Annotated in this window: 9 protein-coding genes; 1 reads left to right on the forward strand and 8 read right to left on the reverse strand. The window is 62.1% G+C overall.

Annotated elements, in window-relative coordinates:
• Nucleotides 1–5: 5 nt before the first annotated feature.
• From PCA20602_RS18770 to hpaH, 4 genes are all read right to left on the reverse strand, one after another.
• Nucleotides 6–869, reverse strand: a complete 864-nt coding sequence (locus PCA20602_RS18770; RefSeq protein ID WP_150722493.1) for a DODA-type extradiol aromatic ring-opening family dioxygenase — start codon at nucleotides 867–869, stop codon at nucleotides 6–8.
• 83 nt (nucleotides 870–952) lie between these two features.
• Nucleotides 953–2,428 (reverse strand): aldehyde dehydrogenase family protein, encoded by a 1,476-nt coding sequence (locus tag PCA20602_RS18775; protein ID WP_150722494.1) that lies wholly within the window; start codon nucleotides 2,426–2,428, stop codon nucleotides 953–955.
• 71 nt (nucleotides 2,429–2,499) lie between these two features.
• Nucleotides 2,500–3,288: a 4-hydroxy-2-oxoheptanedioate aldolase gene (hpaI, locus tag PCA20602_RS18780; protein WP_150722495.1), complete on the reverse strand. Its 789-nt coding sequence runs from the start codon at nucleotides 3,286–3,288 to the stop codon at nucleotides 2,500–2,502.
• A 91-nt stretch (nucleotides 3,289–3,379) separates the two neighbouring features.
• Nucleotides 3,380–4,189 carry a 2-oxo-hept-4-ene-1,7-dioate hydratase gene (gene hpaH, locus PCA20602_RS18785; RefSeq protein ID WP_150722496.1) on the reverse strand — a complete coding sequence of 270 codons (810 nt, stop codon included), beginning with the start codon at nucleotides 4,187–4,189 and terminating at the stop codon, nucleotides 3,380–3,382.
• Nucleotides 4,190–4,863: 674 nt separating this feature from the next.
• Between hpaH and PCA20602_RS18790 the strand changes: the two genes are divergently transcribed.
• Nucleotides 4,864–6,909 carry a TonB-dependent receptor family protein gene (locus PCA20602_RS18790; RefSeq protein ID WP_246182229.1) on the forward strand — a complete coding sequence of 682 codons (2,046 nt, stop codon included), beginning with the start codon at nucleotides 4,864–4,866 and terminating at the stop codon, nucleotides 6,907–6,909.
• Between the two features lie 53 nt (nucleotides 6,910–6,962).
• Here the strand turns inward: PCA20602_RS18790 and PCA20602_RS18795 are convergent, their stop codons facing one another.
• The 4 genes from PCA20602_RS18795 to rpoB form a co-directional block, all read right to left on the reverse strand.
• A complete protein-coding gene (locus PCA20602_RS18795; RefSeq protein WP_150722498.1) occupies nucleotides 6,963–10,016 on the reverse strand; it encodes a hypothetical protein in 3,054 nt (1,017 codons plus the stop codon).
• A 162-nt stretch (nucleotides 10,017–10,178) separates the two neighbouring features.
• Nucleotides 10,179–11,603, reverse strand: coding sequence for a mannose-1-phosphate guanylyltransferase/mannose-6-phosphate isomerase (locus PCA20602_RS18800; RefSeq protein ID WP_150722499.1), 1,425 nt, complete (start codon nucleotides 11,601–11,603; stop codon nucleotides 10,179–10,181).
• 255 nt (nucleotides 11,604–11,858) lie between these two features.
• Entirely contained in the window at nucleotides 11,859–16,070 is a 4,212-nt protein-coding gene (rpoC, locus tag PCA20602_RS18805; protein WP_150722500.1) for a DNA-directed RNA polymerase subunit beta', read from the reverse strand.
• A gap of 27 nt (nucleotides 16,071–16,097) precedes the next feature.
• Nucleotides 16,098–20,204, reverse strand: a complete 4,107-nt coding sequence (rpoB, locus tag PCA20602_RS18810) for a DNA-directed RNA polymerase subunit beta (RefSeq protein ID WP_150722501.1) — start codon at nucleotides 20,202–20,204, stop codon at nucleotides 16,098–16,100.
• Nucleotides 20,205–20,664 lie beyond the last annotated feature (460 nt).

The raw sequence follows: 20,664 nt of genomic DNA on the forward strand, positions 1-20,664 counted from the left end.
CCTCGTCAAACGGTGTCGAACCAGATGTGCACGTTGCCCGTGCCACGCGCGTTCTCGTAATCGGACAGCACCGTGCCCGCACTGCGGCAATCGGCGCCGCCGAGCGCCCCGACCATCTGCAAGTAATGCGCGCCGTGCGCTTCCCACGGACGCTTCCGGTAATCCGTATCCCAGTCGGCCAGAATCCGGTCGTGACGACCCTCGCGAAACGCTTCAATAGCCCGTTTGTCGCTCTCGATGTTCTCCGGACGCGACACATTGCTCTCATGGAAGATGCGCGGATGATTGGGCTTCCAGTCGAGACCGTTGAACTTGTGACTCAACGCGCCCGACGCCAGCATCACCACACGCAGATCGCTGCGACGAATCGCTTCGCCGATCACCTCACCCGATTGCAGGAAATGATGCGTATCGCAGTTCTGGCACGAACTCACCGTCACGATGGGCCAGGCATCGAGCCGCATCTGCTTGATGACGTTGATCGTCGGATAGTGACGCGGCAGATCCGGATGCTGCACCGCCCGCGCCCGCACGCTGCGCTCACGCGCCACGCCGTCGATGGCGAGCGCCAGTTCGGGGTGACCGCGATAGTCGTACGGCACGCCGTGCAGATACCACGGCATCTCGTCCGAGACATACATGCCCGAGTAACGCGGCCCGCCGTCGATCAGGTGATAGCCGGTCGTGAACCAGTGCGAATCGAAGATCACGATGACGTCCGGGCGCACCGCCGCGATGCGCTCCCGCACGCGCGCATACCCGGGAATCAGATCGGAATCCGCTCCCGCCCCCTGCAACACACGAAACTCCTCACACTGCATCAGGCCGGGGTGATGCGACACCAGCGCCGCGCCGACGATCTGTCCCATAGTGCTCTCCTCTCATCCTGTTGTTTTGCGGGCCGTCGCACACGTGTGGCTGCGGCCCGATAGAAGCCCGATGACCACGCAGATCAGCGATGGCTGAAGCTGGCCTTGAACGGCTGTTTCGGTACGACGACATCCTTCACGTCGCAGAAGAATTCGAAGCTCCAGTCGCCACCTTCGCGCCCGACACCGGAGCGTTTGATGCCGCCGAACGGCGCGGCCAGATCGCGAATACCGAAGCTGTTGATCCAGATGAAGCCGGTGCGAACACGCTCGGCAATCGCGATGGCATGCGCCTCGTCCCCATAGCAGACGCCGCCCAGCCCGTAGTCGGTGCCGTTGGCGAGATCGACGACTTCCTCGTCGCTCGTGAATGTCTGCAACGTGAGCACCGGGCCGAAGACCTCCTGCTGCACGATCTCGTCGTCCTGACGCAGATCGGTGAGCAACGTCGGCGCGAAGTACTGCGCACCGAAGGAATGCGGCGCACCGCCCCACAACACGCGCGCCCCGCCGGCCACTGCGCGCTCGACGAATACCTGCACCCGTTCGAGCTGGCGCATGTGGATGATCGGGCCGACCTCGGTCGCCGCGTCGCGCGGATCGCCCACGACGAGGTTCGCCACCACGTCGCGCAGCTTCGCAGTGAACGCCGCGGCGACGTCCGCATGCACCAGCAACCGCGTGCCCGCGAGGCACACCTGACCGGCATTGCGATACATCAGCGCGGCGGTGGCTGCTGCGGCATCCAGATCGGCGTCGGCCAGCACAATGAACGCCGACTTGCCGCCGAGTTCCAGACTGCACGGCACGAGATTGGCGGCAGCCGTCTTCGCGATCCATTTCGCGGTCGCGACCGACCCCGTGAACGAGATGCGCGCGAGACGCGCGTCGCTCACCAGCGCCGCCCCGGTCGTTGCCCCCGCACCCTGCAACAGATTGAAGACGCCCGGCGGCAGCCCGGCTTCGTGTGCGCAATCGGAGAGCAACGACGACGTCAGCGGCGCCCACTCCGGCGCTTTGAGCACCACGGTATTGCCGGACGCCAGCGCCGGGCCGATCTTCCACGTCGCGAGCATCAACGGCGAATTCCACGGCGTGATCACGGCGACCACGCCCGCCGGGTCATGACGCACGAGATGGCGCGCCTGTGGCGTCTCGATGACACGGTCCTGCAACGTGAGCGCGTGCTCGGCGAACCACGTGATGTTCTGCATGGCACGCGGCACCACGCCGTGCGCCATGCGTGAGCGCAGCACCCCGGCGTCGGCGCTCTCCAGCGTGGCGAAGGCGTCTGCACGGCGGCCGATGGCCTCGGCGAAGCGCTGGAGATACGGTTGACGTTGCGCCGCACCGAGCGCCGCCCACGCGGGAAACGCTGCGACCGCCGACGTCACCGCCGCGTCGACATGCGCCTGATTGCCGCTCGCGATCTCGCCGAGGAGTGTCTGGTCGATGGGCGATACACACGCGAATGTCTCGTCGGACGCCACGCGACGGCCGTCGATATAGTGATCCGGCGATACCGGTACGCCGGCAATCTCGATAGGGGGAGTGCTCATGCCATGTCTCGTTAAAAAGGGCTTGGGAGTCGGATGGCGCTCGGTGTCCTGCACCGCCATTCGCCTGTCGCTCACGCGCCTGCGTCGCGGGCGCCGTCGGTGAACTTGCTTGCCAGCGCACGACTCGCGCCCGCCAGCAAAGTCGTGTCGATGCCCACCGCGATGAACGTCACGCCGAGGTCGAGGTAGTGACGCGCCAGCGTCTCGTCGACACACAGGATTCCCGCCGCTTTGCCCGCGCGACGGATGCGGGCGATACCGTCCTCGATGGCCTTGCGCACTTCCGGGTGCGTCGCCTGACCGAGATAGCCCATCGACGCCGCCAGATCCGCCGGGCCGATGAAGACACCATGCACGCCGTCGACGGCGGCGATCTCGTCGACCTGCGCGAGAGCGTCGGCGGTCTCCACCTGCACCAGCAGACATGTCGTGTCGTTCGCGGCGTGCAGGTAGTCCTCGTAACGATTCCAGCGCGACGAGCGCGCCAGCCCGCTGCCCACACCGCGCGTGCCTTGCGGCGGATACCGTGTGGCGCTGGCCAGATCGCGCGCCATCGCGGCGGACTCGACCATCGGCACGAGCAAGGTCGTCGCGCCGATTTCCAGCACCTGCTTGATGAGCGCGGCGTCGCCATGCGGCAGACGCACCACCGGGTGCGTCGGATAAGGGGCGACGGCCTGCAACGTCGCGAGCATCGTGCGCAGGTCGTTGGGCGCATGCTCACCGTCGATCACCACCCAGTCGAAACCGCTGCCGGCACACAGCTCGGCGGCGTAAGGCGTCGCCAGTCCCATCCACAGGCCGATCTGTCGCTGGCCCTGCGCCAATGCCTGCTTGAATGCGTTCGGGGGTGTTTTCATGAGGTTGGCTCCATGGCACTCGATGGGATCGGTGTGCCCGATAGCGTCAAAATGGCCGTCCCCGACGAGGGGCCCTGGCCGGAATCCGTCGTCAGACGAAGCGCACGCCGATGGCGCCAAGCGGGCCGTAGTCGGCGTGGAAGACGTCACCCGCCGCGCATGCCACCGGACGCGTGAACGATCCGGCAAGGACGATTTCGCCCGCCTGCAATCCTTCGTCGAAGGCGCCGAGTTTGTTGGCAAGCCACGCGACACCGTTCCCCGGATGGTTCAGCACCGCCGCGCTCAGGCCCGACTCTTCGATCACACCGTTGCGGTAGAGCAGCGCGCCCGCCCAGCGCAGGTCGATGGCGTCAGGTCTGACCGGACGCCCGCCGAGCACGATGGCGGCGTTCGCCGCGTTGTCGGCAATCGTGTCGAAGACCTTGCGCGGCGCTTTCGTCTCGCGGTCGAACAGTTCGATGCGTCCGTCGATGAGTTCGAGTGCCGGCGTGACCCACGCGGTGGCGTCGAGCACATCGAACAACGTGACGCCCGGTCCCTTGAGCGGCTTGGCGAGAATGAACGCCAGCTCCACTTCGAGACGCGGCACGATGAAGCGGGCCGCTTCCAGCGTGGCACCGTCGGCAACGAGCATGTCGTCGAGCAGCGTGCCGTGATCGGGTTCGGTGATCTGCGCGGCCACTTGCATCGCGCGCGACGTCAGGCCGATCTTGTGCCCGATCACGCGACGCCCCTCGGCGAACTTCAGCGCCAGCCACGCCTGCGAAATCGCGTAGCTGTCGGCAATCGTCATCTCGGGATAGCGACGCGAGAACTGCATCACCGGGGTGCGGGTGCGCTCGGCCTCGTGCAACTCGCGGGCAAGGGACTGATGAATCGCAGGGTCGAGCCTGGGCATCGCGATGTCTCCGGTTGTCTTGGTTTTTCGTCCGACGTTTTTGTCCGACTTCTACGTCCGGCCTTCACGTCTGAACAGTCCCCTATTCTTGCGGCCCGCTGCGCCACCCACAATCAATCGATTCTGGGCGATTGATAAGCAAAACTGGATAATCGGATGCCCTTCAGTGGTGTCCGGATCGCCCCTCGATACCCCCACTGTCGCAACGCCGCCACACCCTAATCTATTCGTTGAATCAGGTTCGATAAAACCGATCACCCCCATTTCGTCCGACTTCTCCCGGTCTTTGAAGCCCTTTCCACGATAACGTCGTGCTTTCTCGACGACACCTGCCCCCTCACCCATGACTCGCGACCAATAGCTACCTGCATTCGCCCATACCCATTAAAAATGAGAGTGATTTGCATTTATAATCCGCGACGCTTTATTACAACGCATTACGTCACGACATATAACGATCCGACTGCCGCGGCACCACGTCTTCGCGCGTCTTTGCCAGCGGCTCGCTCGCCACACATTTGCAGTCACGAAGGTCAGCCAAGATGAAGATGTCCGTAAGTCGCCGTGCTCCTGCGCCCGCCGATACCACTCATATCGCCCGCGCTCAGGGGATTCATCGCTTCACCGCCCACACCCGTGTGCCCCGCGCGACTGCTTGCGCTGCGGCCTTGCTCATGGCAACGCTCGGCACCGCCCATGCGCAGCAGGCGACGACCGCCGCCGAAGCGAAGGCCGATGTGGAACTCGGCGCCGTCAATGTCTCGGGCGACTGGCTCGGCACGGGGCTGGACAACAGCGCCAAGACGTTCCCCGGCGCGCGCACGGTCGTGAAGAAGCAACAGATCGAAGAATCGGGCGCCACGAGCATCGGCGACGTGATGCGTCGCATCCCGGGCGTGCAGTCGACGGACAACTCGGGCACCGCCGGCAGCGCGATCTCGCTGAACATCGGCGTGCGGGGTCTCACCGGCCGTTACACGCCGCGCTCGACCGTGCTGCTCGACGGCATTCCGATGGCGGTCGCGCCGTACGGCCAGCCGCAGTTGTCGTTCGCGCCGGTCAGCCTGTTCAACATCGAGAGCATCGACGTCGTGCGCAGTGGCGGTGCCGTTCGCTACGGTCCGCAAAACGTGGGCGGCGTGATCAACTTCAAGACTCGCTCGATCCCGAATACGCCGGGCCTGACGGCCGATGCCACGGTGCGCGAGAACATCTACACCGCCGGTGGCGGCGCCAACACGCAATACAGCGCGTTCCTCGGCACGCAGATGGACAACGGTCTGGGCCTGGCGCTGCTGTACTCGGGCATGACCGGCCGCGACTGGCGCAAGGGCAGCGACGAGCGCGTGAACGACGTCGCATTGAAGTGGCGCTACGACATCACGCCGAGCCAGCAGGTGTACGGCAAGCTCTCTTACTACGACGTGAAGTCGAAGACACCCGGCGGCCTGACCGTCGCACAATTCAACGCCGATCCGTTCCAGAACACGCGTCCGAACGACTACTGGAGCGGCAACCGCACCGGCGTCGACTTCGGTTATCTGAATACGATCTCCGAGACGCAGGAATTCGAAGTCCGCACGTTCTTCAACTCGAGCTATCGCCAGAGCACGCTGGTCAACTCGACGTTCACGTCGACGACACACCAGCCGCGTAACTACGAGACGTTCGGTTTCGAGCCGCGCTTCACCCAGCGTCTGTTCTTCGGCCCGACGGCGCACGACGTGACCGTGGGGTACCGCTACATCCATGAGCGCTGCGACGACAACAACTGGACCACCACGCTCGCCACCGGCAAGAACTCGGCCACGCAGACGTTCAACAACTACACCAGCGCGAACGCGTTCTATATCGACGATCGCATGGCGTGGGGCAACTGGCGTCTGACGCCGGGCGTGCGTTACGAAATCATCAACTCGCAACGCGTGGACAACGCCAGCAACGCCACCTTCCGCTCGGATAACAACAAGGCGTTGCCGTCGGTGAACCTGTCGTATCTGGTGAACAGCGCGTGGACGGTCTTCGCGGACTACAGCACCTCGTTCGGTCCGGTGCAGAACACGCAATTGAACTCGATGTCGGCCACGAACCCGCTGGAGCCGGAACTGGCCCGCACGTATGAAATCGGTACGCGCTGGACGGATAGCCGCTGGAAGGCCGAGCTCACCGCGTTCAAGATGAAGTTCGACAACCAGATTCTGCAAGTGCCGGGCATCGTCCCCGCGACCTTCCAGAACATCGGCGCGACGAACCACGACGGTATCGAAACCGCCATCGATTACACTTTTGATCGCGACAGCGTGCTGCGCGGCCTGAACGTGTACGCGAACTTCACCTACACGCGTGCGATCCAGAAGTCGGGGGCCACCGCCGGTCTGGACGTGCCGTTCTACTCGCGCTTCACCGACACGCTCGGCGCACGCTACACGATCGGGCAGTGGACGTTCAACGTCTCGACCACGCACCAGAGCTCGCAGTACTCGGACCTCGCCAACACCGAAGCCGAGTCGGCCGACGGCAGCAACGGCAAGGTGCCGGGCTTCCGCCTGTGGAACCTGCAAGCGAACTACAAGATCCCGTTCTACAAGAACGCCGATGTCACGGTGGGCCTGAACAACGTCTTCGACAAGCGCTACTACACGCGTAACGTCGACGGCAACGCAGGCCGCATGGTCGGTGCGCCGCGCATGGTCTACGTGCAAGGGCACTTCGGGTTCTGATCGACGCCTGAGCAAGCGAAACCCCGCCCGGATCCGAGGGCGGGGGTTTCCTGTCAGATCAGCTTCCTTCTCTTCGGATTTTTCGGCTCGTAGTCGAGATCGCTCGAGTCGTCGTCTTCCTCCTCACTCTCATCACTCTCCTCGTTATCTTCCGACGCTTGCGACGGGTAGCGAGCATTGCGGCGAGCGCGACGGGGGAACATGTCCTCTTCATCGTCCTCGATATCCGACACCTCGTCGTCCCGGTCCGAAGCCGATTCATCCGATGCGCTTTGCGGGTCGATTTCGTCGAATTTTCGCTTCCGGTTGAGACTGCTCTGGATCTCGTTCGATATCGCGATCGTCACACGGTGCTTCAGTGCGACCGCGTCGGCATAACGTTGCGGCTTTTTCGATGGCTCGGCACGTGCCCGCTTTTTCGGGTTTCGTTTGCCCTGCCGGCGCTTCTTCTCCTGCTTCTCGGCTTTGCGGCGCAGGCGGTCGGACTCGACGAAGGCGTCCATCTCAAGCGCCAGATCGCGGGGCAGCCATGACGGGCGATTCGATGCCAGTGTCAGCATCTCCTTCTCGACCCACAAGTCGGCGTCATCGACTTCGGTCTGCGCACTCAGCGTCTTTTCCTCTTTCTCGACGTCCAGTAGCCGCCTGGGCATGGTGCCGCCGGCGAGCGTGCCGATGAAGTCGCGAGCGCCGCCGATGTCCGTCACGGGGCCAGTGCTCGGTGGCCAGTCGTCTTCCTCCTCGTCCTCCGGCTGATAACGGGCAAACTGGTCCGCCCAGTCCGTGGTCGACGTCGTCTGGTCCTTGTCCTGATCGAACAACCGAAGCGGCTGGTCGCCATATCCCGCGCGACGAAGGATCAGATAGGCATAGGCACGGCTCACCCGCCCGTTGGTGTCATGCAACGGATGCAGCACGCTGATCTGCTGTTGAACACGCGCCGCCAATCTGGCAATGCCATCTTCCTTTTCTTGCTCCGGGTCGACTTTGCGGCGCCCCTTCGGCCTGGGTTTCGGGGCAAGGATATCGTCGAATTCCTGCTTGCTTCGCGCCAGTAATTCGCCCAGCGCCGACGCCTTGTCCTCCTGCCGGTAACTCACATTGAACAGGCCCTTGTTGGCCTTTCCCTTGATGCTAGTCACCGAGAGGCCGTGATCGGTCAGCGTCTTTCGCTCCGGCGACGTAAGCTTCGCCGGAGCCCCCCAGAAAGACGGTTCCTCGTCTTCGGTAATGAACTCGACGCCACTGCTGGTTTCGCCCGACAAACGCGCCGTCACCGTGCGGAATCCCTCGATCGTCCAGATGTCGATGCCGTTGTCGGTGATGACGTCGTGCCACGCCTGCGCAGTCTTCCTCCCATAAGGGAATGCGAAGCTGGCGTCATGCTGCCCCTCCACGGTACCGCCGGTACTGTTGGAGATGAACCATGATTGCGTGCGCTGATCGATGTCCACGTCACCCAATCGTGTCAGCCACCGGTCGTTGCTGTTGAGCAGCGCTTCCTGACTCTGCTTGACCGCGTTGATCTGCGACGTCGACTGACCTTGCTCGACCATAGTGACGAGCCGAGTCACGCCCGCCCCGAAATTGCCGGCTTCCACGCTCAGGATTTTGAACGTCGCGCTGGCCCGGAAGACGACCTCTCGCTGCCCATGCCCGATATCCGGCGCCACGGGGCTGATCGGAATGCCGTTCATCCCTTTGGCGTAGATGCGGTAGCGATCCATCTGAGCGCCCTTCTTTGTCATGCCGCTTTTCGAAAACGCAACGGTCCCGCCCGCAGATTCACTGGCGCTCAGCGGCGTTCCCTGGCTGAACAGTTTGCCTGGCTGGAGCGAGTCGTTTCTCGGATAGGCCGCGTACAAGGTGCCCTCGATGGGTGCAATCCGCGCCAGCGTCGAATCCAGCAACGCGATGTCGTCGCCTTCGTGCTTCGGATTCTCACTTTTGGTCGAGATGTCGGCATCCATGCCCACATTGTTTTTCTGCACACCCGTCGCGGGCGACGCCCACTTGGTCAGAATGTCCAGCGCATTCTTATCCTGCTTCGCGTCCAGATGCTTGTACAACTGCTCGTCGCGCTGACGCAGGAAGGGATGATCCTCGATCAGTTCTTTGCGCTTCGTCCAGTCGATGGTCGAAACCTGACTGTACTTGGGCGGGCGGTAGGTGTCGGTATCGAGCGCTTTGCCCGACCTGATATCGACGATCGTCTGAACGTATGCGCCTTTGTCGGGCAACCCCGCTTCGGTGCCGATGGCGCGTGCGTCGCCGCGCAACGCGGCGAGATGGCTGTATAGCGCAACGAGGTAGTCGTTGTCCTCATCGGGCGTGTGGCTGATCAGGTCTTTGAGCTCACGCATCAATACGGCCGGCTTGTCCTTGTTTCGCAGCAGCATTCGCTTCTGCTGGACAGTCAGGTTGTCCCATGTCGTGAAGTCGACAGTTGGCAGGTGCTCCTCGAATTCACCTGGCTCATCGGGGTTCCAGGGTTGCTGCGCCTCGTCCGACTCCTCTCTTGCATAGGGAAAGATCGTCTGAAAATGCCTTGCGATGGCCGTCTGATGTTTCTTGACGTCGAAGCGTGACGTCATCGGAATGGCGCTGGCCGCCTGATCGAGCAGGCTAACGTCGTTCTTGGGATATTCGGACAGAGGTTTCGGCGCTTTGGCTCCGCGGCGCCCGGGGGGCGTCCGGGACGGTTTTGGCCGGAATGGCGCCAGCATTGCCCACGCCAGTTCGATGTTGTCCGGCAGCGTGATGTGTTCCGAAGACGTCTCGGCAGCGATCCACGTCCGCCGTATCTCGTCGAACGTCAGTCCGCTGACGTGCTTGAGCTTCGTCAGAAAGGCATCTTTCGTGTACTGCCGTTCGACGTCCGCCGAAAAATCGACGACACGCTGGATGGGAGCGGGGGATGAGAGTGGCGACGGCGAGGAGAGGCGCGGGACGGACGCCGACGGCACGGCCAGCGCCTGCTGCTGTGCCACCGCACGCGTGCGCGGGCTGGCATCGATGGTGGCACGCAATTGCGCGTGGGTGCGACTGGCCGGGCGATTGTCGGCGAGCGCGGAAGTCCCGGCGAGCGCATCGCCGACGACCGGCACACCCTCGGTGCGCACGCCCGTCGCAGGCCGTTGAACCTTCTCCCCATCGCTCATCGCTGCCCCGCATCATCCGTGTTTTTTATCGAACAACGTCTGCTGTGCTGCGCAAGTCTTTGTCATGCGGCTCGCCCCACCGCCGGGGCGAACTGAACTGCCGCGTGCTTACTTCGTGCGGCCGTAATCATCCTGGAAGCGCACGATGTCGTCTTCGCCGAGGTATGCCCCCGACTGCACTTCGATCAGCTCCAGCGGCACCTTGCCGGGGTTCTCGAGACGGTGCGTCGTGCCGACCGGGATGTACGTCGACTGATTCTCGGTGAGCAGAATCGTGTTCTCGCCATTGACCACGCGCGCCGTGCCTTTCACGACCACCCAGTGCTCCGAGCGGTGGAAGTGCATCTGCAAACTCAGTGACGCGCCCGGCTTCACCACGATCTTCTTCACCTGAAAGCGATCGCCCACACAGATGCCTTCATAGTCGCCCCACGGACGGAACACCCGTTGGTGGAAGACCGACTCCGAGCGACCGTCGGCAACGAGCTTCTCGACCACACGTTTGACGTCCTGCACGTGGTCCTTCGAGGTGATCATCACGACATCCGGCGTCTCGACGATCACGAGATTCTCCACGCCGATGGCCGCGACCATCCGGCTCTCGCTGCGCACGTAGCTGTTCTTCACGCCGTGCACGATGGCGTCGCCGATCAGGCTATTGCCGTTCTCGTCCTGCTCGGCAATCTCTGCGACCGCCGACCACGAACCAATGTCGTTCCATCCGAGCCCCTCGGCGTCGACCACGGCGGCGTGACGGGCTTTCTCCATCACGGCGTAGTCGATCGAGTCGGACGGGCAGGCCTCCAGGCTCGCCTTGTCCAGACGGAAGAAGTCGATGTCGACCGCGCCCTTGTCCACGGCAGCCGTGACCTGCTTGAGCATTTCCGGTGCGAGGCGTTCGAGCTCCGCCAGATAGGACGACGCCTTGAACATGAACATGCCGCTGTTCCAGTAGCAGTTGCCGGCGGCGATCAGCTCGGCCGCCTTGGCAGCGTCGGGCTTCTCGACGAACTGGTCGATCCGGTAACCGCTCGCGCACGCTTGCGTAGCGGCACCGCGTCGGATGTAGCCGTAACCGGTGTGCGGCGACGTCGGTGGAATGCCGAAGGTCACGAGGAAGCCATCGTCGGCAAGCGTCTTCGCAGCACGCACGGCCTCGTGGAACTTCGCTGTGTTCGCGATGGCGTGATCGGAGGGCAGCACGAGCAGCGTGGCGTCGGCGTCCTGGCGCAGCGCGATCAGCGCGGCTGCGGCCACCGCCGGCGCCGTATTGCGCGCGACGGGTTCGAGCACGATGGCGCCCGGCGTCGTATCGATGGCGCGCAATTGTTCCGCGACGAGGAAGCGCTGCTCGTTGTTGGAGATGACCAGCGGTGCGGCAGCGCCGCCCAGCGTGCCGATGCGTTTGATCGTCTGCTGGAGCAATGTGTCGGAACCGGCAAGTGCGAGGTATTGCTTGGGATAGCTGGCGCGCGACAGGGGCCACAGGCGGGTACCGCTACCGCCGCACAGGATGACAGGAGTGATTGCCATATTCCGGATCGTAGAAGGTCTTGAAAAACTACGTCACATCGCTTTGAGCAAGCGGAAATTATATCGTTACTTCAAGTACTTAAAATAACATTGCGACGACATCCGCATGTCGCGCGCATGCCAGTCGCGATCACTTTTACCGTCGCGCAAAAGAAAAACGGCACCCCGCAAAGGGTGCCGTTCTCTTGATGCCTTGCGCCAGTCCGGCGGTGCCCGCTTTCGCAAGCGCCGCCGTGCCTGGGACTACCGTCTGGCTTACTCTGCCGTCGGCTCTTCCACCGAAGTGGGGATCGGGGCAAACGCCTCTTCCAGAGCGATCTGGTCGTGACGCTCGCGATCCGACGTTTCGCGGGCCTTGCGGGCCTTGTGATACGCCAGACCCGTACCTGCCGGGATCAGACGGCCGACGATGACGTTTTCCTTCAGGCCACGCAGGTCGTCCTTCTTGCCCATGATGGCGGCTTCGGTCAACACGCGCGTCGTTTCCTGGAACGATGCGGCCGAGATGAACGAGTCCGTCGACAGCGATGCCTTCGTAATACCCAGCAGCACGTTGTCGTACTGCGCCGGACGCTTGTCCGCGGCATTCATGGCGTCGTTCTCGTAGAGCATGTCCGAACGCTCGACCTGCTCGCCGATGATGAAGCGCGTATCGCCGTTGTCGGTGATCTGCACACGACGCAGCATCTGGCGAACGATCACCTCGATGTGCTTGTCGTTGATCTTCACACCCTGCAAACGGTACACGTCCTGAACTTCATCGACGATGTAGCGCGACAGTGCTTCGATACCCTGCAAGCGCAGGATGTCGTGCGGGTCGGCCGGGCCGTCCACGATCATTTCGCCCTTGTTCACCACCTGACCGTCGTGCACCAGCACCTGCTTTTCCTTCGGAATCAGGAACTCGTGCTGGTTGCCGTCCAGATCGGTAATGACCAGACGCTGCTTGCCCTTCGTGTCCTTACCGAACGACGTCGTACCCGTGACTTCGGCCAGAATGCCGGCGTCCTTCGGTGCACGCGCTTCGAACAGTTCGGCCACGCGCGGCAGACCCCCGGTAATGTCGCGGGTCTTCTGCGCTTCGGTCGGGATACGTGCGAGCACTTCGCCCACCGGCACGTGCTGACCGTCCTTGATGGTGATCAGTGCGCCCACCTGGAAGCCGATCGTCACTGCGTGATCGGTACCCGGGATCTTCACTTCCACACCATTCTCGTCGAGCAGCTTGACCTGCGGACGCACGTTCTTCGACGCCGGACCACGACGCTTCGGATCGATCACGACCAGCGTGGACAGACCCGTCACATCGTCGATCTGCTTGGCAACCGTGACACCTTCCTCGACGTTCTCGAACTTGGCGAAGCCGCCGTGTTCGGTAATGATCGGGCGCGTCAGCGGATCCCACGTACCCAGTTGGGCGCCGGCCTTGACCTGCGCACCATCCAGTTGCAGCAGCGTGGCACCGTACGGCACCTTGTGACGCTCGCGCTCACGGCCATGATCGTCCGTGATCAGGATTTCACCCGAACGCGAGATCGCGATCTGCTCGCCGCGGCCGTTGGTCACGTAACGCATGGTCGCCGTGAAACGAACCGTACCGTTCGACTTGGCTTCGATCGACGAGGCCACTGCCGCGCGCGATGCCGCACCACCGATGTGGAACGTACGCATCGTGAGCTGCGTGCCCGGTTCGCCGATCGACTGCGCGGCGATCACACCGACCGCTTCGCCGACGTTCACACGCGTACCACGGCCCAGATCGCGGCCATAGCATGCGGCGCACAGACCGAAACGCGTATCGCAGGTCAACGGCGTGCGCACGCGCACTTCGTCGATACCCAGCGTTTCGATCATTTCGACGACGTCTTCGTCCAGCAGCGTGCCGGCTTCATACACCGTTTCCTGCGTCTCCGGATTCACGACGTCGGACACCGCCACGCGACCCAGGATACGGTCACGCAGGGCTTCGACCACTTCACCGCCCTCGACCAGCGCCTTCATCACCACGCCGTTGCTCGTGCCGCAATCGTCTTCGACCACGACCAGATCCTGCGTCACGTCGACCAGACGACGCGTCAGGTAACCCGAGTTTGCCGTCTTCAGTGCCGTATCAGCCAGACCCTTACGTGCACCGTGGGTCGAGATGAAGTACTGCAACACGTTCAGGCCTTCGCGGAAGTTCGCGGTAATCGGCGTCTCGATAATCGAGCCGTCCGGCTTGGCCATCAGGCCACGCATACCGGCGAGTTGGCGAATCTGGGCGCTCGAACCGCGAGCACCGGAGTCGGCCATCATGTAAATCGAGTTGAACGACTCCTGATCCACGGTGTTGCCATCGCGGTCGGTCGTCTTTTCCTTCGAGAGCTGCTCCATCATCGCCTTACCCACGGCGTCACCGGTAGCACCCCAAATGTCCACGACGTTGTTGTAACGCTCTTGCGCCGTGACCAGACCCGACATGTACTGACGGTCGTATTCCTTGACCTTCTTCGACGCTTCGCCGATCAGCTCTTCCTTCTTCGTCGGCACGAGCATGTCGTCGACGCAGATCGAGATACCGGCGCGCGTTGCCAGGCGGAAGCCCGACTGCATCAGCTTGTCGACGAAGATCACCGTCTCACGCAGACCGCAGCGGCGGAACGCCGTGTTGATCAGCTTCGAGATTTCCTTCTTCTTGAGCGACTTGTTCAGCACCGAGAACGGCAGGCCCGGCGGCAGAATTTCCGACAGGATCGCGCGGCCGACGGTCGTCGGGTACAGCGTGATCTTCGGCGTCTTCTCGCCCGTTTCCGGATCGACCGTGTACTCCGTGATACGCACGTTCACACGCGAAGCCAGTTCGACTTCCTTGTTGTCGTATGCACGCAGCACTTCCGAGACGTCGATGAACGACAGGCCTTCGCCGCGGCCGTTGATCTTGTCGCGGGTCGCGTAGTACAGACCCAGCACGATATCCTGCGACGGCACGATCGACGGATCGCCGTTAGCCGGGAACAACACGTTGTTCGAGGCCAGCATCAGGGTACGCGCTTCCATCTGCGCTTCGAGCGACAGCGGCACGTGAACGGCCATCTGGTCACCGTCGAAGTCGGCGTTGAACGCCGCGCAAACCAGCGGGTGAAGCTGAATTGCCTTGCCTTCGATCAGCACCGGCTCAAACGCCTGAATACCCAGGCGGTGCAGCGTCGGTGCGCGGTTCAGCATGATCGGATGTTCGCGGATCACATCTTCGAGGATGTCCCACACCACCGCCGTCTGGTTCTCGACTTCCTTCTTCGCGGCCTTGATGGTCGTGGCCACGCCCATCACTTCCAGCTTGTGGAAGATGAACGGCTTGAAGAGTTCGAGCGCCATCAGCTTCGGCAGACCGCACTGATGCAGCTTGAGCGTCGGGCCCACGGTAATCACCGAACGGCCCGAGTAGTCGACGCGCTTACCCAGCAGGTTCTGACGGAAACGACCGCTCTTACCCTTGATCATGTCGGCCAGCGACTTGAGCGGGCGCTTGTTCGCACCGGTCATCGCCTTACCGCGACGGCCGTTGTCGAGCAGCGAGTCCACGGACTCTTGCAGCATGCGCTTTTCGTTGCGCACGATGATGTCCGGGGCCTTGAGCTCGAGCAGACGCTTCAGACGGTTGTTACGGTTGATGACGCGGCGATACAGATCGTTCAGGTCCGAGGTCGCGAAGCGGCCACCGTCGAGCGGCACCAGCGGGCGCAGTTCGGGCGGCAGCACCGGCAGCACTTCGAGCACCATCCACTCGGGCTTGATGCCCGAGCGCTGGAATGCCTCGAGGACCTTCAGGCGCTTGGCGTACTTCTTGATCTTGGCTTCCGAGCCCGTGGCTTGCAGCTCGGCGCGCAGATGCTCGACCTGCTGGTCGATGTCGATCGAGCGCAGCAGCTCGCGCACGCCTTCCGCGCCCATCTCGGCACGGAATTCGTCGCCGTATTCCTCGACCTTGTTGTAGTAATCCTCCTCGGTCATGATCTGGCAACGCTTGAGCGGCGTCATGCCCGGTTCGAGGACCACATACGCTTCGAAGTACAGCACGCGTTCGATGTCGCGCAGCGTCATGTCGAGCACCATGCCCAGACGCGACGGGAGCGACTTCAGGAACCAGATGTGCGCGACCGGCGAGGCCAGTTCGATGTGGCCCATGCGCTCACGACGCACCTTGGCCAGCGTCACTTCAACGCCGCACTTCTCGCAGATCACGCCACGGTGCTTCAGACGCTTGTACTTGCCGCAAAGGCATTCGTAATCCTTGATCGGACCGAAGATCTTTGCGCAGAACAGACCGTCGCGCTCGGGCTTGAAAGTCCGGTAGTTGATCGTCTCCGGCTTCTTCACTTCACCGAACGACCACGAACGGATCTTGTCCGGCGAAGCCAGACCGATCTTGATCGCGTCGAACTGTTCGTCCTGCTGGACTTGCTTGAATAGATCGAGCAAAGCTTTCATTGCTTTCTCCTATTTGCCTGAACGCGATTAACCGCGCTCCAGGTCGATATCGATACCGAGCGAACGGATTTCCTTGACCAGCACGTTGAACGATTCCGGCATGCCGGCATCGATCACGTGATCGCCCTTGACGAGGTTTTCGTACACCTTCGTACGGCCCGTCACGTCATCCGACTTCACCGTCAGCATTTCCTGCAGCACATACGATGCGCCGTAAGCTTCCAGTGCCCACACTTCCATTTCACCGAAGCGCTGACCACCGAACTGAGCCTTACCGCCCAACGGCTGTTGCGTCACCAGCGAGTACGGACCGGTCGAACGTGCGTGCATCTTGTCGTCGACCAGGTGGTGCAGCTTGAGCATGTGCATGAAGCCGCAGGTAACCGTACGCTCGAAGGCTTCGCCAGTGCGACCGTCGAACAGCGTGACCTGGTTCTTCGACTTGGTCATGCCGAGTTCCTTCGCGATGTGATCCGGGAACGCCAGATCCAGCATGCGACGGATTTCCTCTTCATGCGCGCCATCGAACACCGGCGTCGCGAACGGGACACCGTTCTGCAGGTTGCGAGCGAGCGACATGACTTCGTCGTCCGACAGGCTGTCGATATCTTCTTGCTGACCGCTCTCGTTGTAGATCTTCGTCAGGAACTTGCGAACTTCCTGGACCTTGGTGTGCGCTTGCAGCATTTCGCCGATACGCCAGCCCAGACCCTTCGCTGCCCAGCCGAGGTGCGATTCGAGAATCTGACCCACGTTCATCCGCGACGGCACGCCGAGCGGGTTGAGCACGATGTCTGCCGGACGGCCATCGGCCATGTACGGCATATCCTCGATCGGCACGATCTTCGAGACCACACCCTTGTTACCGTGACGGCCGGCCATCTTGTCGCCAGGCTGCAGACGACGCTTGACCGCCAGGTACACCTTGACCATCTTCAGCACGCCCGGCGGCAGTTCGTCGCCTTGCGTGAGCTTCTTGCGCTTTTCTTCGAAGGCGAGGTCGAACGAGTGACGCTTCTGCTCGATCGATTCCTTGATCTGCTCGAGCTGTTGCGCACCTTCGTCTTCCGCCAGACGGATGTCGAACCAGTGGTAGCGATCCAGATCGGCCAGGTATTCCTTGGTGATCTTGGTGCCCTTGGCGAGCTTCTTCGGACCACCGTTGGCCGTCTTGCCCACCAGGAAACGCTCCAGACGCTGGAATGCGTCGCCTTCCACGATACGCAGCTGGTCGTTCAGGTCCAGGCGATACCCCTTCAGTTCATCGTCGATGATCTGCTGAGCACGCTTGTCGCGCTGAATGCCTTCACGCGTGAACACCTGCACGTCGATGACGGTACCGCTCATGCCCGACGGCACGCGCAGAGAGGTGTCCTTCACGTCCGAAGCCTTCTCGCCGAAGATCGCGCGCAGCAGCTTTTCTTCCGGCGTGAGCTGGGTTTCGCCCTTCGGCGTGACCTTGCCCACCAGCACGTCGCCAGCTTCGACTTCCGCACCGATGTACACGATGCCCGACTCGTCCAGACGGCTCAGTTGCACTTCCGCCAGGTTCGAGATGTCGCGCGTGATTTCTTCCGGTCCAAGCTTCGTGTCGCGAGCGACCACGTTCAGTTCTTCGATGTGGATCGACGTGTAACGGTCTTCCGCAACGACACGTTCCGAGATCAGGATCGAGTCTTCGAAGTTGTAGCCGTTCCACGGCATGAACGCGATCAGCATGTTCTGACCGAGCGCCAATTCACCCAGGTCGGTCGACGCGCCGTCGGCGATCACATCGCCTCGCGCCACCTTGTCGCCCACTTCCACGATCGGGCGCTGGTTGATGTTGGTGTTCTGGTTCGAACGCGTGTACTTGATCAGGTTGTAGATGTCCACGCCGACTTCACCGGCGACGGCTTCATCGTCGTTCACACGAATCACCACACGGCCTGCGTCGACGTAATCGACCACACCGCCACGGAACGCCTGCACGGTCGTGCCCGAGTCGACAGCCACCGTACGTTCGATACCCGTACCGACGACCGCCTTTTCCGGACGCAGGCAAGGCACGGCCTGGCGCTGCATGTTCGAACCCATCAATGCGCGGTTCGCGTCATCGTGCTCGAGGAACGGAATCAGCGAGGCAGCGACCGAGACGATCTGCGACGGGGCCACGTCCATGTACTGGATGCGGTCCGGCGTGACCATCAGCGTTTCGCCGGCTTCACGCGACGACACCAGTTCGTCGGTGAGTTCGCCGCTGGCGCCGATCGACGCGTTCGCCTGAGCGATCACGTAACGACCTTCTTCAATGGCCGACAGGTAGTCGATCTGGTCGGTGACCTTGCCGTCCACCACCTTGCGGTACGGCGTCTCGAGGAAGCCGTATTCGTTCAGGCGGGCGTACAGTGCCAGCGAGTTGATCAGACCAATGTTCGGACCTTCCGGCGTCTCGATCGGGCACACGCGGCCGTAGTGGGTCGGGTGCACGTCGCGGACTTCGAAGCCTGCACGCTCGCGCGTCAGACCGCCCGGGCCCAGTGCGGAAACACGACGCTTGTGCGTGATTTCCGACAGCGGGTTGGTCTGGTCCATGAACTGCGACAGCTGCGACGAACCGAAGAACTCGCGAATGGCCGACGAAATCGGCTTGCTGTTGATCAGGTCGTGCGGCATCAGGTTTTCCGACTCGGCCTGACCCAGACGTTCCTTCACAGCGCGCTCGACACGCACCAGACCGGCGCGGAACTGGTTCTCGGCCAGTTCGCCGACGCAACGCACACGACGGTTACCCAGATGGTCGATGTCGTCGACTTCGCCGCGGCCGTTACGCAGATCCACGAGGATCTTGATGGTCGCGAGAATGTCGTCGTCTTCCAGCGTCATCGGTCCGAGCACTTCGTCGCGGCCGACACGGCGGTTGAACTTCATACGACCCACCTTCGACAGGTCGTACGCTTCTTCGCTGTAGAACAGACGGTTGAACAGTGCCTCGACCGCATCTTCGGTCGGCGGCTCGCCCGGACGCATCATGCGATAGATCGCGATACGCGCGGCCGTCTGGTCGGCGGTTTCGTCGATACGCAGCGTGGCCGAGATGTACGAACCCTGATCCAGATCGTTCGTGTACAGCGTCTGGATATCCGACACGCCCGACTCGCGCAGCTTGACCAGCACGCTTTCGGTGATTTCGTCGTTGGCGTTGGCGATCACTTCGCCGGTGTCGCCATCGATCACGTTCTTCGCGAGCACACGGCCGAGGAGATAGTCTTCCGGCACCGAGATGAACTTGGTGTTGGCGTTCTCCAGGTCGCGGATGTGCTTGGCGTTGACGCGCTTGTCCTTCTGGACAATGACCTTGCCTTCGCGATCCGTGATGTCGAAACGTGCGACTTCACCACGCAGACGCTCCGGCACGAACTCCATCTGCGCGCCTTCCGGCATCAGCTTGAAGTTGTCGAACACGAAGAAGTTCGCGAGGATCTGTTCCGGCGTCAGGCCGATCGCCTTGAGCAGGATCGTGACCGGCATCTTGCGACGGCGGTCAACGCGGAAGTACAGGATGTCCTTCGGATCGAATTCGAAGTCGAGCCACGAGCCGCGGTAGGGGATGATACGCGCGGAGAACAGCAGCTTGCCCGAGCTGTGCGTCTTGCCCTTGTCGTGTTCGAAGAACACGCCCGGCGAACGGTGCAGCTGCGAGACGATGACACGTTCCGTGCCATTGATGACGAAGGAACCCGTCGAGGTCATGAGCGGAATTTCGCCCATGTACACTTCCTGTTCCTTCACTTCCTTGACTACCGGCTTGTTCGGCGATTCCTTGTCGAGAATCACCAGACGAACCTTGGCGCGCAGGGCCGAGCAGAAGGTCAGGCCACGCTGTTGACATTCCTTGACATCGAACGCGGGAGTGCCCAGCAAATAGCTGACGAACTCAAGGCGTGCGAACCCGTTGTGAGAAACGATCGGGAAAATGGAGGAGAAGGCTGCTTGCAGACCCTCCGGCTTCCGCTCCGATGCAAGCGCGTCGGCTTGCAAGAACGATGTGTACGAGGCGAGCTGGGTGGCCAGCAAAAACGGCACCTTGTGCACGGTCGGACGCTTCGCAAAACTCTTGCGAATGCGTTTCTTCTCGGTGAAGGAATAGTGCATTACGATCTCCGAATCACTACGCTGACGACGACGGCAGGCATCGTCAACGGGTGTTCATCGACTGAGACCAGACGTCCCCCACGGCGGGCTTGCCGCGGAGCAACGAGCTTGGTGGTTGGCCGCTACCAACCGCTGGCTGACGGCGACGGATGCCTGTGTTGCCCGTCGCCCGACCAAACTTGCCTTCTGCAGTCGCTTCAGAAGACAAAGAGAAAACCGTTACGGGCGTTTGCACGCTTGCCGTCGCGATTTTTTCTTTGGCCTCTCGGTTGCCACTTTCCCGCGGCGAACTTGCCGCTGTCGCACATCCCAGTGACGGAACACGCGTTTGAAACATCGCCAACCATTCGATATGGGGCGAAACCACTGTTATTTCAACAACTTGGCGAAACTTTACGCTGGCTTTCGAATTTGGATTCCCGATTTTGGGATTTGCATCTCCTGAAAGCACAAAAAGGCT

Source organism: Pandoraea capi, assembly GCF_902459735.1.
Taxonomy (GTDB): domain Bacteria; phylum Pseudomonadota; class Gammaproteobacteria; order Burkholderiales; family Burkholderiaceae; genus Pandoraea; species Pandoraea capi.

Bases quoted from the DNA above. Each gene is read 5' to 3' on its own strand.
- PCA20602_RS18800 (WP_150722499.1), bottom strand. From the start codon at position 11,603: ATGGCAATCACTCCTGTCATCCTGTGCGGCGGTAGCGGTACCCGCCTG.
- PCA20602_RS18770 (WP_150722493.1), bottom strand. From the start codon at position 869: ATGGGACAGATCGTCGGCGCGGCGCTGGTGTCGCATCACCCCGGCCTG.
- hpaI (WP_150722495.1), bottom strand. From the start codon at position 3,288: ATGAAAACACCCCCGAACGCATTCAAGCAGGCATTGGCGCAGGGCCAG.
- PCA20602_RS18790 (WP_246182229.1), top strand. From the start codon at position 4,864: ATGGCAACGCTCGGCACCGCCCATGCGCAGCAGGCGACGACCGCCGCC.
- PCA20602_RS18775 (WP_150722494.1), bottom strand. From the start codon at position 2,428: ATGAGCACTCCCCCTATCGAGATTGCCGGCGTACCGGTATCGCCGGAT.
- hpaH (WP_150722496.1), bottom strand. From the start codon at position 4,189: ATGCCCAGGCTCGACCCTGCGATTCATCAGTCCCTTGCCCGCGAGTTG.
- rpoC (WP_150722500.1), bottom strand. From the start codon at position 16,070: ATGAAAGCTTTGCTCGATCTATTCAAGCAAGTCCAGCAGGACGAACAG.
- rpoB (WP_150722501.1), bottom strand. From the start codon at position 20,204: ATGCACTATTCCTTCACCGAGAAGAAACGCATTCGCAAGAGTTTTGCG.